Source organism: Pseudomonas asplenii, from assembly GCF_001293465.1.
GTDB lineage: Bacteria > Pseudomonadota > Gammaproteobacteria > Pseudomonadales > Pseudomonadaceae > Aquipseudomonas > Aquipseudomonas fuscovaginae_B.
Window position 1 is genome coordinate 172,647 of sequence record NZ_JSYZ01000001.1, and the last position, 12,589, is coordinate 185,235.

Here is a 12,589-nt window from a genome sequence, read left to right on the forward strand (position 1 = left end):
TGAACATGCGCGCATCAATCACCAGAGCGCCTGCCTTAGGCAAGCACTGATCTTGTTTGTAGCAAGCTACAAAAATTGTAGCTCCTTGTAGCCAATTTCATACAAACATCCGGCAAACCCCGTGAATACAGGGCCTTCAGCGCTTTGGCACGCTCCGTGCTCTAGCCCTGACATGCGCAAGGTGCGCTCTTATTCAACAGGTAACTGCAGATGATGCACTGGCATATCGTGTGTGATTTCGACGGGACCATTTCCCGCACCGACGCGATCGACAACATCCTGGAACGTTTCGCCGACCCGAGCTGGGAAGCGATCGAGCAGGAATGGCTGGACGGTCACATCGGTTCGCGTGAATGCCTCAGCCGCCAACTGGCCCTGGTCAAGGCAACGCCGGCCGAATTGCTGGCCTACTTCGACACCATCGATATCGACCCGGACTTCCCCGACTTCGTCGACCACGTGATGAGCCTGGGCGCGACCATCGAAGTGGTCAGCGACGGCATCGAGCAAGGCATCGCGCGGATTCTGTCGCGCAACTACGTGACCCTGCTGCCGATCCTGGCCAACCGCCTGCGCCAGGTCGACCAGAACAGCTGGCGCATCGACTTCCCACATGCGAGCGACGCCTGCCGTGCGGCCTCCGGCAACTGCAAGTGCAAATCCACGCCCAAGGGCAAGCGTGTGCTGGTGATCGGTGACGGTCAATCGGACATGTGCGTGGCCGGCACCGCCGACTTCGTATTCGCCAAGGGCCGCCTGGCCGATCACTGCGAACGCAACGGCATCCCGTATGCGCGTTTCGAATCGTTCGGCGAACTTCCGGCATTGCTGGCCCTGCTGCCCAGCAGCGAAGCCGCCAACGCCACCACTTTCGCGCTCGACGGCGCCGAAAACCCTTCCCAAACTCAGGAACTCTTCCACCATGTCTGAGATTCGCATCGCTAGCGCCGAAGACCGCGTGCTTCTGGATAAAGAAGCCAAGTACTGCTCCTACGGCGATACCGTCCACTACATCGAGCCACCGCGCATTTTCAGCCGTTGTGAAGGTTCCTACGTGTGGGACACCGAAGACCAGGCCTACCTCGACCTGCAGATGTGGTACTCGGCCGTGAACTTCGGCTATGCCAACCCACGCCTGAACAACGCCCTGAAGCAGCAGATCGATACCCTGCCGCAGATCGCCAGCCAGTACCTGCACAAGGGCAAGATCGAGCTGTCGGAAATGATCGCGGTCGACGCCAAGAAGAAATTCGGCCTCGACGGTCGCGTACACTTCAACGTCGGCGGTTCGCAGTCGGTCGAAGACTCCCTGAAGGTCGTGCGTAACGCCAGCAACGGCAAGAGCCTGATGTTCGCCTTCGAGGGCGGCTACCACGGCCGTACCCTGGGCGCTTCGTCGATCACTTCGAGCTACCGCTACCGTCGCCGCTACGGCCACTTCGGCGAGCGCGCGCAGTTCATCCCGTTCCCGTATCACTTCCGCGGCCCGAAAGGCATGACCAAGGAAGAATACGGCAGCGAGTGCGTGAAACAGTTCGCCCGCCTGTTCGAAACCGAATACAACGGCGTGTGGGACCCCAAGGTCGGCGCCAGCGAATACGCCGCGTTCTACGCCGAGCCGATCCAGGGTACCGGTGGCTACGTGATCCCGCCCATGAACTTCTACCGCGAGCTGAAGCAGGTCCTGGACCAGCACGGCATCCTGCTGGTGGTCGACGAAATCCAGATGGGCTTCTACCGGACCGGCAAACTGTGGTCGATCGAGCACTTCGACGTGCAGCCGGACGTGATCGTCTTCGGCAAGGCGCTGACCAACGGCCTGAACCCGCTGGGCGGCATCTGGGCCCGTGAAGAACTGATCAACCCGACCGTGTTCCCGCCAGGATCGACCCACTCCACCTTCGCCTCCAACCCGCTGGGTACGGCGGTAGGCCTGGAAATGTTCAAGATGACCAGCGAAATCGACTACGGTGCGATGGTCATGGCCAAGGGCAAGTACTTCCTCGAAGGCCTGCAGGACCTGCAGAAACGCTTCCCGATCATCGGCGACGTCGATGGCCTGGGCCTGGCCCTGCGCTGCGAAATCTGCGGCCCGGACGGTTTCACCCCGGACAAGGCGACCCTGGACTTCATGGTCGAGGAAGGCATGAAGGGCGATATGATCGTCGACGGCCGCAAGCTGGGCCTGGTGCTGGACGTGGGCGGTTACTACAAGAACGTGATCACCCTGGCGCCTTCGCTGGAAATCACCTACGAAGAAATCGATCTGGGCCTGAAACTGCTCGAGCAGTTGCTGAACCGGGCCATGAAGCGGTGAACAGCGCAGCGATCGATCTGGGCGAAGGCGATGCCGGCTTCGTCCTCGGCGACGGTCCGGTCGGGGTCCTGCTGATCCACGGCCTGACCGGCACCCCGACGGAACTGCGCAAGGTTGCCCAGGGCCTGGTCAAGGACGGTACGTGCACGGTGTACGTACCGACCCTGCCCGGTCATTGCGGCGGCAATGCCGACCTGCAGGCCACCGGCTGGCAGGACTGGTACGAGGGCGTGCGCAAGACCTTCGTCGGCATCAGGCAGCGCCACGAACAGGTGTTCGTCGGCGGCCTGTCCATGGGCGCGGTCATGTCCATGTACCTGGCCTCCGAGTTCCCCGGCCAGGTCACAGGGCTGTTGATGTATTCGACCACCCTGCGCTACGACGGCTGGAGCATCAACAAGCTGGCGTTCCTGACGCCGCTGCTGATGAAGATCCCGTTCGGCGTGCATATCTGTCGGTTCGAGGAGAAGCCGCCGTACGGCATCAAGAACGAGCGCCTGCGGGCGATCGTCGAGCGCCAGATGAAGGCCGGCCAGAGCAGCGATGCCGGGCTGCTGACCATGGAGGGCATCACGGTGCGCGAACTGCACCGGATGAACGCCGTGGTGATGCGCCGCATGCCGTCGATCCGGACCCCGGCGCTGGTGATTCACTCCGTCGAGGACGATATCACCAGCCCGTGGAACGCCAACTATGTCGAGAAGCACCTGGGTGGCCCGGTGACCAAGGTCATGCTCGACAACTGCTACCACATGATCACCGTCGACCTGCAGTACCGCGAGGTGATCGAGTTGAGTGCCGGTTTCATCGAGCGCCTGAGCGTACGCGAAGACTATCGGCAACGGGCCTAAGGACAGACCACGTGATTGACGCCCAAGCCTTCTCCAGCATCGAGGCCATTGAACGCGCAGCCTGGAACGACTGTTTCCCGGGTGCGCTGGAGAATTGGGAGTATTACCTGGCGGTGGAAAAGGCCGGCATCGACGACTTCGAATGGCGCTACCTGGCGCTGTTCGAAGACGGCTGCCTGCTGGCCGTCGCCCCCGCCTTCACCACCCGCTACAAGCTCGACACCACGGTGCAAGGCGTGGCCAAGCGCATCACTGGCTGGGTCAACCGGGCGCTACCGGGGCTTCTGGAACTGGGGCTCTACGCCATTGGCTCGCCGGTGGCGGAACAGTGCCATGCCGGCATCGCCAGCCAGGTGCCGGCGCAACGCCGCCAGGCCCTGCTGGAGCGCCTGCTGTTGCTCGCTCGGGAAGACGCCGCCCGCCTGAACATCAGCCTCACGGCGGTCAAGGACGCGCCCAGTGCCGACAACGACTGGAACAGCGCCTGCAAAATGGCCGGTTTCCAGCAGTTGCCGAGCCTGCCCGGCTCGACACTGCCGGTGGCTTTCGGCTCGATCGACGCCTACCTGGGCACCCTGGGCAAGTCCACCCGCAAGGACCTGCGGCGCAAGCTGCGCGCTCCCGGTCCGCGGATCGAGTGGCGACGCAACATCGACGATGTGCTGCCACAGGTCATGCGCCTGTACGAGTCGACCCTGTCTCGCAGCGAAACCCAGTTCGAACGCCTGCCGGCGGACTACTTCACCGGTGTGCTCGAACAACTGGAAGAACGCGCCGCCTGCGTCCTGTACTGGATCGACGAGCGGCTGGTGGCGTTCAACCTGATCCTGCTGGACAAGGAACGGCTGATCGATAAATTTTTCGGCCACGACCTGAACGAAACCCGTCAACACAACCTCTATTTCCGCAGTTGGCTGGCCAATGTCGAGCACTGTATCGAGCAGGGTATCGCCCTGTACGAATGCGGTCAGGCCGGCTATGCGAGCAAGATTCGCCTGGGCTGCACCTTCCAGGGCAACAACCTGTTCTTTCACCATCGAAACCGGCTGGTCAACAATGTCCTGAAACTGGTCAAATGGGTTGTCCGACCGGATCGATTCGACCCCGCCATGGCTGCAGCGATAAACGAAACCTGATGAACTCCACTCCAGAACGCCGCCGTAAACGCCGCCCCTTCTCGATCTCGCGCTGGAGCGTGCAGCGCAAACTGTTGCTGGCGTTCTGGCTGGTCAGCGTCGTGCCGACCATGATCGCCGCCGAGCTGGCGGCGACCACCCTGTCGCAGATCTTCGACAGCAACGTGCGCATCTGGCTGCAGGAATCGACCAAGATCGTCAAGGACGAGATCAGCGAGATCCAGCGCGACAACGCGCGGGTCGCGCAGTTGTTCCTGCTCTACACCCGCCCACCGACCTCACGCCAGGCGGCCAAGCATGACAAGCTGACCGCCGATATCGCCGACGCGATGGGCATCGACGTCGTCGCACTGATCCGCACCCAGGATCACAAGGTGGTGTTCAGCACCGCTTCGCAAGACATCGTCGAACAGATCAACACCGCGCCCAATGCCGTGCTGCAGACCATCAAGGTCGCCGAGGTACCGACCGGGGTGGTGGTCTCGACGTTCCAGAGCACCCAGGAAGGGGTCGATTATCAGTTGCTGATCGCCACCTACCTGGACAGCAGCTTCCTCAACAGCGTGGCCGACGTGCACTCCCTCGACCTGCGTCTGTACCTGGCGAACGCCAAGGGTTTCGCCGAAATCTTCTCGACCCAGCGCTTCGAGGACCACCCGCTGCAAGTACCGGCGAAAATCGAGAAGAACCTGCGCGAGACCCGCCTGCCCAGCGAACTGTTCACCAGCCGCTACAGCGGCCTGTACTGGCCGATCTTCAACGATACCGGCGACCTGCAGGGGGTGATCTTCAGTGGCCTGCTGCGCCACACCAGCCTGGTCGGGCTGGTCAACCAGAGTAACCTGTTCATCCTGATCTTCCTGGTCGGCTCGGCGCTGTCCCTGAGTGTCGGCTGGCTGGTCTCGCAACGCCTGACCCTGCCCCTGCGTGGCCTGGCCGAGGGCGTCGGGGCGGTCATTTCCGGCAACTACAACAAGCGCATTCCGGTGATCGGCAGCGACGAGCTGGCCGAGCTCAGCCACACCTTCAACCACATGACCGAGCGCCTGGGCGAACTGCATCACCTGGAAGCCCAGTTGCGCCGCCGCGACCGCCTGCACGCCCTGGGCGAAGTCGCCATGGGCCTGGCCCACGAAATCCGCAACCCGCTGGGCATCATCAAGACCGCCACCCAACTGTTGCACCGCCGGGCCAGCCTGCCGGACAACGACAAGCGGCACCTGGAATACGTGATCAGCGAAGTGTCGCGGATCAATGACCTGATCACCGAGTTCCTCGACTTCGCCAAGCCCAGCGCACCGATCCGCGCCATTCAGCCGGCCCGGGCCCTGGCCGAGGAGATTCTCGGTTTCTGCGCCCCGGAACTGGCGACCCACAACATCGACGCGCGGATCGACGACCAGGCCCCCGGCGTCACCCTGTACGCCGATGCCGGCCAGTTGAAACAGGCCTGCCTGAACCTGATCCTCAACGCCATCGACGCCATGCCCAACGGCGGGCGCCTGACCCTGGGCATCGGCAAGGATCAGGACTACACCATCATCAGCGTCAGCGACACCGGCCAGGGCATCGAACCGGACATGATCGAGCGGATCTTCACCCCGTTCGTCACCACCAAGGCCTCGGGTACCGGCCTGGGCCTGGCCAAGGTCTTCTCGATCATGGAAAACCACGACGGGCGGATCGAATGCACCAGCGAGAAAGATGCAGGCGCGTGCTTCAAGCTGTACATTCCGGCCCATGGCGAAGACCTGGACGCCGGGGATGACGAGGAACACGACGATGACGCATAAGGTCCTGGTGGTCGATGACGAACCCAAGCTGTGCGACCTGCTCAGCTCGGCCCTGAGCCAGAACGATATCCAGGTGTTCACCGCCGGCAATGGCCTGCAGGCCCTGGTGGTGCTCGACCAGGAAGAGATCGACCTGGTCATCAGCGACTGGCGCATGCCCGGCATGGACGGCCCGCAACTGCTGGCCGAGATCAAGTCGCGCTTCCCGCAGTTGCCGGTGATCGTGATGACCGCCTACAGCACGGTGAAGAACGCCGTGCAGTCCATGCGCAACGGTGCCTTCGACTACATCGCCAAGCCGTTCGACATCGACGAGCTGGACATCACCGTCAGCAAGGCCCTGCAGTTCCGCGACATCCTGCGCGACAACGCGCGGATGCGCGCCGAACTCGACGAACACCGGCAGATCGACAGCCTGGTGGGCGACAGCCCGACGTTTCGCCGGGTACTGCAAGCCATCGATTCGGTACGCGAGAGCAGCGCCACCATCCTGCTGACCGGCGAAAGCGGCACCGGCAAGGAGATGGTCGCGCGGGCGATCCACCAGCACGGCAGCCGCGCCGACAAACCCTTCGTCGCGGTCAACTGCGCGGCGATTCCCGAGGGCCTGCTGGAAAGCGAAATGTTCGGCCACCGCAAGGGTGCCTTCACCGGTGCCGTCTCGGACCGGGTCGGGCGCTTCATGCAGGCGGACAAAGGCACGCTGTTCCTCGACGAGGTCGGCGACATGCCGCTGGCATTGCAGGCGAAGATCCTGCGCGCGCTGCAGGAGCGGGTGATCGAGCCGGTGGGCGATCCGCGCGAACGCAAGGTCGATGTGCGGGTGATTGCCGCGACCAACAAGAACCTGCTCGAAGCGGTGGCGAACAAGGAGTTTCGCGAAGACCTGTACTACCGCCTGAACGTCTTCCCGATTCCCCTGCCCGCCCTGCGCGAGCGGGTCGAGGATATCGCCCCGCTGGCCCGGCATTTCGCCCACGCCCTGGGCGCCAGTGCCGGCAAGCGCATCACCGGCTTCAGCCCGCAGGCCCTGCAGGCGATGGCCAACTACAGTTGGCCGGGCAACATCCGCGAACTGCAGAACTGCGTGGAACGGGCGACCATCGTCGCCACCAGCCCGGTGATCGAGGAAAGCGACCTGCCGGCCTACCTGTTCACCCCGCAGCCATCGGAGCCGGGCAACCCGACCGTGGCGCTGCACGCCGGCCCGGCGATCCCCAAGGACCTCGACGCGGCCCTGGCGGAAGTGGAAAAGGGCTACATCCTGGCGGCACTGCACGAGGCCAACGGTGTCCAGGCCGCCGCCGCGCAGATGATCGGGATTTCCGAGCGCAGCTTCTGGTACCGCCTGAAGAAATTGGCGATCCAGGTGGAAAAGATCATTCGCTGAGCACCAGGGAGTTTTCAGAAGCGCCCCATCAACTGTAGGAGCGTGGCTTGCCCGCGAAGCTTTTAGCGACCTCAAGGGCCATAGAAACTTTGCGGGCAAGTCACGCTCCTACAGCGGGGGGCGGTCCTGCTCGCCTCAGAGCTGCGCCACATGGCCGACATCCTGCTGCTGCGCCCGCAGGTACGGCAACACCGCCGCCAGCAACGGCGCCTTGAACGCCTCCTGGAAGCGGTGGGCCAACCCCGGGATCAGCACCAGCTGGCTACCCTGGATATGCGCCGCCAGGTGCACCCCATGCATCACCGGCAACAACGGATCGGCCGTGCCATGCACCACCAGGGTCGGCACCCGCAGCTGATTGAGCAGCGGCACCCGGCTCGGTTCGGCCAGGATCGCCATGATCTGGCGCTTTACCCCTTCCGGATTGAACGCCCGGTCATAGGCCGTCGCCGCCTGTTGCAGCAGCTTGTGCCGATCATCCTTCACCTCGGGGCTGCCCAGCGCCGCCAGCAGGTCGGCCTGCTGCTCGATCGCCACCTGGCGGTTCGGCGCACTGCGCCGCGACAGCAACTGCACCAGCGCCGCACTCGGCGCCGGCAAACCCTCGGCACCGGAGCTGGTCATCACCAGCGTCAGGCTCTCGACCCGCTGCGGCGCCATGGCCGCCAGCCGTTGGGCGATCATCCCGCCCATGCTGGCGCCCAGCACGTGGAACCGCTCGACCTGCAGCGCATCCATCAATCCCAGCGCATCGCCGGCCATGTCGCTCAGGCTGTAGGGCGCCGCCACCGGCAGGCCGAGCTTGTAGCGCAACACCTCGAACGTCAGGTTGGCGCTCGCCGGCGCCTGGCGCCAGGTCGACAGGCCGACGTCGCGGTTGTCATAACGGATCACCCGGAAGCCCTGCTGGCACAGGGCAACCACCACCTCGTCCGGCCAGTGGATCAACTGGCCACCCAGGCCCATGATCAGCAGCAGCGCCGGATCCGAGGCACGACCGATGCTCTGGTAGGCCAGGCTGACCTGATCCAGGTCGACATGCTCGGTGGGAACATTGACATCGCAGCGACCCGCGGCAAACGCCGGCAAGCCGAACAGCAAGGCGGCCAGCAGGACTGCCGCTGAAAGAAAACGTACACGCATGAAAAAATACCGAAACGCAGAACCCCAGTGGAGCGCGAGTCTGATGATATTTGTGCAAGCGCGCTGCCACAGTTCGGTGACAGTTTGATGAAGATTGCTCCAGCGGCTTCGTCCCATCAGGCAGGTGAAGGCATTTCTGCTCGGCGCGCCGGTCGACAGCCGGCTCAACATGAGACAAACTCACTCACATTGCACTTCTTACCAAAGTTTTCTCATGGAGCCCCAGGTGCTGGAAATCCGTCACTTGAAAACCCTGCATGCCCTGCGTGAGGCCGACAGCCTGGTGGAGGCCGCCGAACGCCTGCACCTGACGCAATCGGCCCTGTCCCATCAGTTCAAGGAACTGGAGGAACGCCTGGGCATGGCGTTGTTCGTGCGCAAGACCAAGCCGGTACGCTTCACCAGCGCCGGCCTGCGCCTGCTGCAACTGGCGGATGCCACCCTGCCGCTGCTGCGCGCGGCGGAGCGGGACATTTCCCGGCTGGCCGGCGGCACCGCGGGACGCCTGCACATGGCGATCGAGTGCCACAGTTGCTTCCAGTGGCTGATGCCGACCATCGACCAGTTCCGCGACGCCTGGCCGGAAGTCGAGCTGGACCTGGCCTCCGGCTTCGCCTTCGCCCCGCTGCCCGCCCTGGCCCGCGGCGACCTGGACCTGGTGGTCACCTCAGACCCGCTGGACCTGCCAGGCCTGACCTACGTGCCGCTGTTCACCTACGAGGCGATGCTCGCGGTCGCCAACCAGCATCCCCTGGCGAGCAGGCCCTATATCGTCCCCGAGGACCTGGCCCGGGAAACCCTGATCACCTACCCGGTGGAACGCGATCGGCTGGACATCTTCACCCGCTTCCTGGAACCGGCCGACGTCGAGCCGGCGCAGGTGCGCACCTCGGAACTGTCGGTGATGATGATGCAGTTGGTGGCCAGTGGCCGAGGCGTCTGCGGCATGCCCCACTGGGCGCTGCACGAGTACAGCTCGCGCGGCTACGTGAGGGCCAAGCGCCTGGGCGAAAAGGGCCTGTTCGCCACACTCTACGCGGCGATTCGTACGGACATGCTGGAGGTGCCCTACATGCGCGACTTCCTGCTGACAGCCAAGGACACCTCGTTCTCGACCCTCGACGGCGTCAGCGCGGTACGCTGAAACGACAACGGGGCGAGCCTTGCGCTCACCCCGTCGCTTTCCACCACGGGCTTTCCCGGCTCAGGCCGAACGGCGCTGCTCGAACATCAGCCGCACGGCCAGGCCGCCCAGCACGAAGCCCATGACATAACGTTGCAGCGCCAGCCAGCGCGGGTTGTGCTTGAACCAGCTGGCCAGGCCGCCGGCAAACAGCGCGATCAGCAGGTTGACCGTGAAGCTCACGCTGATCTGGGTGGTGCCGAGAATCAGGCTCTGGGCGAACACCGAGCCGTGCTCCGGGCTGATGAACTGCGGAAACACCGAGAGGTAGAACACCGCGATCTTCGGGTTCAGGGCACTGGTGAGAAACCCCATGGTCATCAACCGCAACGGGGAGTCCGGTGGCAACTGGCGCGGCTCGAACGGCGAGCGCGCGCCGGGCCTGAGCGCCTGCCAGGCCAGCCACAGCAGGTACAGCGCACCGGCCCACTTGAGCACCTCATAGGCCAGCGGCACGGCCATGAACACTGCGGTCAAACCCAGTGCCGCGGCAAACAGGTGAACGAAGAAGCCGCCCACCACGCCCAACAGCGACACCACCCCGGCCTTGGGCCCCTGGCAGATCGAGCGGGAGATCAGGTAGATCATGTTCGGTCCCGGGGTCAGGACCATCAACAGCGAAGCGGCAGCGAAGATCAGCAGGTCTTGAAGCGCAATCATGGGCAGTCCCTGTGCGGTGTCGATCAGGCGGTGGGTTCCAGCGAAGCCCGATAGAACGGCAGGATCAGGTCCCGTGTCAATGGCGCCAGGCACAGGTTGCCGTCGCCCGCCGGATCGATCCACACCACTTCCTCGATCTCGGCCGCAGGTTCCACGGTTTCGGCGACGTGCAACTGGAACAGCTCGGCCTGCACCTCGAAGCCCGGCTCGTTGGCCGCGGGAGCGGAAAACCGGCCGAGGTAGCGGGCGTCAGCGGGATCGACCCGCAACCCCAGTTCCTCCTCGAGTTCGCGGGCCAGGGCGTGCGCCGGCTGCTCATGGGGTTCGATCTTGCCACCCGGCTGCATGAAGGCCTGGGTGCCACGCTTGCGCACCAGCAGGGTACGGCCATCGGGGCCGATCAGCAGGGCCGCGGCGATACGGATAGTCTTGGAGGCAGCAGAAACAGTCATGGCGTCAACGCGATCCTGGCAAAAGCCGGCAGGATCACACCCGTGCGGGAAACTGGCAAGCCCACCGAAAGCAGGCTTGCCAGGCCGGGTTCAGGTGGCCTGCTCCAGTGGCGAGACCTCCTCGGGCACCTTGACGAACACGCTGTACTTGGCGCCCTCCATGGCCTCGAAACCGATCAGTTTCTCCACCAGTGGCGCACTCAGGACCTTGCCGGCATTGAGCAACAGCATGCCGTTGTCGGCATTGAGGTTGCGGGCCAGGACCATGCCCGCCTCCAACTCGCGTGTGCCCAGCACCTTGACCGTCGGATCGCCGGTGGTGACATCGCTCAGGTGCTCGGCACAGACCCGGACGAATTCCTCCACCAGCCCGGGATCGTAGAGTCGCCCGGCATACTTGCGGATGAACAGCAGGGCTTCGTCGCTGTTCAGCCGCCGCTCGAGAATCAGCCCGTGCTGCAGCTCGACGAAATCGACCGCCAGCTTCAGCACCCGGGAGCCCAGGGGAATCGCCTCGCCCTTGAGATGATCGGGAAAACCGGTGCCATCCCAGCGTTCCTGATGGTGCAGGATCAGCCGGGCCGCGTCCTGCATCGGCTCCAGCGTCATCAGCAGCGATTCGCTCTGCTTGGGATAACCGCGATAACGCTCACGCTCGGTATGGTGCAACTGGTCGGCCGGTGCGCCCATCATGCCGTCCGTCCAACCCATCTTGCCGATATTGTGCAGGGCCGCGGCCATGGCCAGGTTGCGGCTGTCGGTCTCGTCTTGGCCGGTGGCCTTGCACCAGGCCCGCACCAGGTCGATCACCGCCCGGTTGGTCTGCTTGTCCTTGGGCAGGCGCCACTCGACCATCCGCGAAAACACCTCGGCGGTCACCGCGTAGCTGCGCTTGAGCTCTTCATAGGCCAGGTCGAGCATGTCGGCGGTCTGCTGGACTTCGCTGGTACGCGCCAGCACGCGTTTTTCCAGGGTGGCGTTGAGCTGTTGCAACTGCTTGTTCTGCTCCCGGGCCAGCGCCTGCAGGCGCTGGCGCTCGCGCTCGGAGTGCTGGAAGGCCAGGGCCTGGCGCACCGTCAGCGTCAGTTCCTCGTCATTCCAGGGTTTGCTGAGATAGCGGTAGATCCGCCCTTCGTTGATCGCCTTGGTGATCATGTCCAGGTCGGCATAGCCGGTCAGCAGAATCCGCAGGGTCGACGGATACAGGTCATGAATGCGTGCCAGCAGGGTCGCACCATCCATGTTCGGCATGCGCGCATCGCTGATGACCAGGTCGACGGGCTGCTCGGCCAGGATCTCCAGCGCCCGCGCCCCGCTGTCGGCCAGGACCAGTTCATAGGGTTGACTGCGCAGCAGGCGCCGCAGGCTGTTGAGAATCGACTCCTCGTCATCGACCAGCAGGATACGGGGTCTGACGGCGGATTCATCCATGGCGCACCTCATGTCGTCGTGGGCTGCAGATTGCGGGACCCCCGAATGGCTGGCGATCCCTGTCCTCGCCCTAAGGGTAGATGCTTTTGCGCCATGTGATCGGGGATCGACCCAACTTCGCCAGCACCGCGACAAAACTGCATCTATGCTGCAAGCAGTCGAGCGCGCATTCGCTGTGTAGCCTGGGAAAAGGACCTCTTTGTATGCGTTCAGTGCATTTCAACCGGCTGGCA

Annotated in this window: 11 protein-coding genes; 7 read left to right on the forward strand and 4 right to left on the reverse strand. The window is 63.9% G+C overall.

Going from position 1 to position 12,589, the window contains the following annotated elements:
* Positions 1 to 210: 210 nt before the first annotated feature.
* From PF66_RS00855 to PF66_RS00880, 6 genes are read left to right on the forward strand one after another with little or no spacing between them, the layout of a single operon-like run.
* Positions 211 to 930 (forward strand): MtnX-like HAD-IB family phosphatase, encoded by a 720-nt coding sequence (locus tag PF66_RS00855; protein WP_054061672.1) that lies wholly within the window; start codon positions 211 to 213, stop codon positions 928 to 930.
* The gene (locus tag PF66_RS00860; RefSeq protein ID WP_054057458.1) at positions 923 to 2,317 is read left to right on the forward strand and encodes an aspartate aminotransferase family protein; all 1,395 of its coding nucleotides are present in this window, start codon (positions 923 to 925) and stop codon (positions 2,315 to 2,317) included. Before PF66_RS00855 ends, PF66_RS00860 begins: the two co-directional genes overlap by 8 nt.
* Entirely contained in the window at positions 2,314 to 3,168 is an 855-nt protein-coding gene (locus PF66_RS00865; RefSeq protein ID WP_054061673.1) for an alpha/beta hydrolase, read from the forward strand. Before PF66_RS00860 ends, PF66_RS00865 begins: the two co-directional genes overlap by 4 nt.
* 11 nt (positions 3,169 to 3,179) lie before the next feature.
* The gene (locus tag PF66_RS00870; protein ID WP_054061674.1) at positions 3,180 to 4,304 is read left to right on the forward strand and encodes a GNAT family N-acetyltransferase; all 1,125 of its coding nucleotides are present in this window, start codon (positions 3,180 to 3,182) and stop codon (positions 4,302 to 4,304) included.
* Positions 4,304 to 6,097 (forward strand): sensor histidine kinase, encoded by a 1,794-nt coding sequence (locus PF66_RS00875; protein WP_054061675.1) that lies wholly within the window; start codon positions 4,304 to 4,306, stop codon positions 6,095 to 6,097. Before PF66_RS00870 ends, PF66_RS00875 begins: the two co-directional genes overlap by 1 nt.
* Positions 6,087 to 7,487 carry a sigma-54-dependent transcriptional regulator gene (locus tag PF66_RS00880; protein WP_054057454.1) on the forward strand — a complete coding sequence of 467 codons (1,401 nt, stop codon included), beginning with the start codon at positions 6,087 to 6,089 and terminating at the stop codon, positions 7,485 to 7,487. Before PF66_RS00875 ends, PF66_RS00880 begins: the two co-directional genes overlap by 11 nt.
* Positions 7,488 to 7,622: 135 nt before the next feature.
* Here PF66_RS00880 and PF66_RS00885 read toward each other — a convergent pair whose 3' ends face one another.
* The gene (locus PF66_RS00885) at positions 7,623 to 8,630 is read right to left on the reverse strand and encodes an alpha/beta fold hydrolase (RefSeq protein ID WP_054061676.1); all 1,008 of its coding nucleotides are present in this window, start codon (positions 8,628 to 8,630) and stop codon (positions 7,623 to 7,625) included.
* Positions 8,631 to 8,856: 226 nt separating this feature from the next.
* Here PF66_RS00885 and metR point away from each other — a divergent pair, with 226 nt between their 5' ends.
* Positions 8,857 to 9,774, forward strand: a complete 918-nt coding sequence (gene metR, locus PF66_RS00890) for a transcriptional regulator MetR (RefSeq protein ID WP_054057452.1) — start codon at positions 8,857 to 8,859, stop codon at positions 9,772 to 9,774.
* A gap of 60 nt (positions 9,775 to 9,834) precedes the next feature.
* On the opposite strand, the gene PF66_RS00895 is transcribed toward metR, so the two are convergent.
* The 3 genes from PF66_RS00895 to PF66_RS00905 all read right to left on the reverse strand — a co-directional run bounded on the left by PF66_RS00895 (position 9,835) and on the right by PF66_RS00905 (position 12,356).
* Complete coding sequence (locus PF66_RS00895; RefSeq protein WP_054057451.1) at positions 9,835 to 10,473, reverse strand: LysE family translocator; 639 nt, start codon at positions 10,471 to 10,473, stop codon at positions 9,835 to 9,837.
* 23 nt (positions 10,474 to 10,496) lie between these two features.
* Positions 10,497 to 10,925, reverse strand: coding sequence for an NUDIX hydrolase (locus PF66_RS00900; protein ID WP_054057450.1), 429 nt, complete (start codon positions 10,923 to 10,925; stop codon positions 10,497 to 10,499).
* A gap of 90 nt (positions 10,926 to 11,015) precedes the next feature.
* Entirely contained in the window at positions 11,016 to 12,356 is a 1,341-nt protein-coding gene (locus PF66_RS00905; RefSeq protein WP_054057449.1) for an HD domain-containing phosphohydrolase, read from the reverse strand.
* Positions 12,357 to 12,589 lie beyond the last annotated feature (233 nt).

Coding starts and splice junctions, on each gene's coding strand:
- PF66_RS00900 (WP_054057450.1), bottom strand. CDS start 10,925: ATGACTGTTTCTGCTGCCTCCAAGACTATCCGTATCGCCGCGGCCCTG.
- PF66_RS00875 (WP_054061675.1), top strand. CDS start 4,304: ATGAACTCCACTCCAGAACGCCGCCGTAAACGCCGCCCCTTCTCGATC.
- PF66_RS00895 (WP_054057451.1), bottom strand. CDS start 10,473: ATGATTGCGCTTCAAGACCTGCTGATCTTCGCTGCCGCTTCGCTGTTG.
- PF66_RS00880 (WP_054057454.1), top strand. CDS start 6,087: ATGACGCATAAGGTCCTGGTGGTCGATGACGAACCCAAGCTGTGCGAC.
- PF66_RS00860 (WP_054057458.1), top strand. CDS start 923: ATGTCTGAGATTCGCATCGCTAGCGCCGAAGACCGCGTGCTTCTGGAT.
- PF66_RS00885 (WP_054061676.1), bottom strand. CDS start 8,630: ATGCGTGTACGTTTTCTTTCAGCGGCAGTCCTGCTGGCCGCCTTGCTG.
- PF66_RS00855 (WP_054061672.1), top strand. CDS start 211: ATGATGCACTGGCATATCGTGTGTGATTTCGACGGGACCATTTCCCGC.
- PF66_RS00905 (WP_054057449.1), bottom strand. CDS start 12,356: ATGGATGAATCCGCCGTCAGACCCCGTATCCTGCTGGTCGATGACGAG.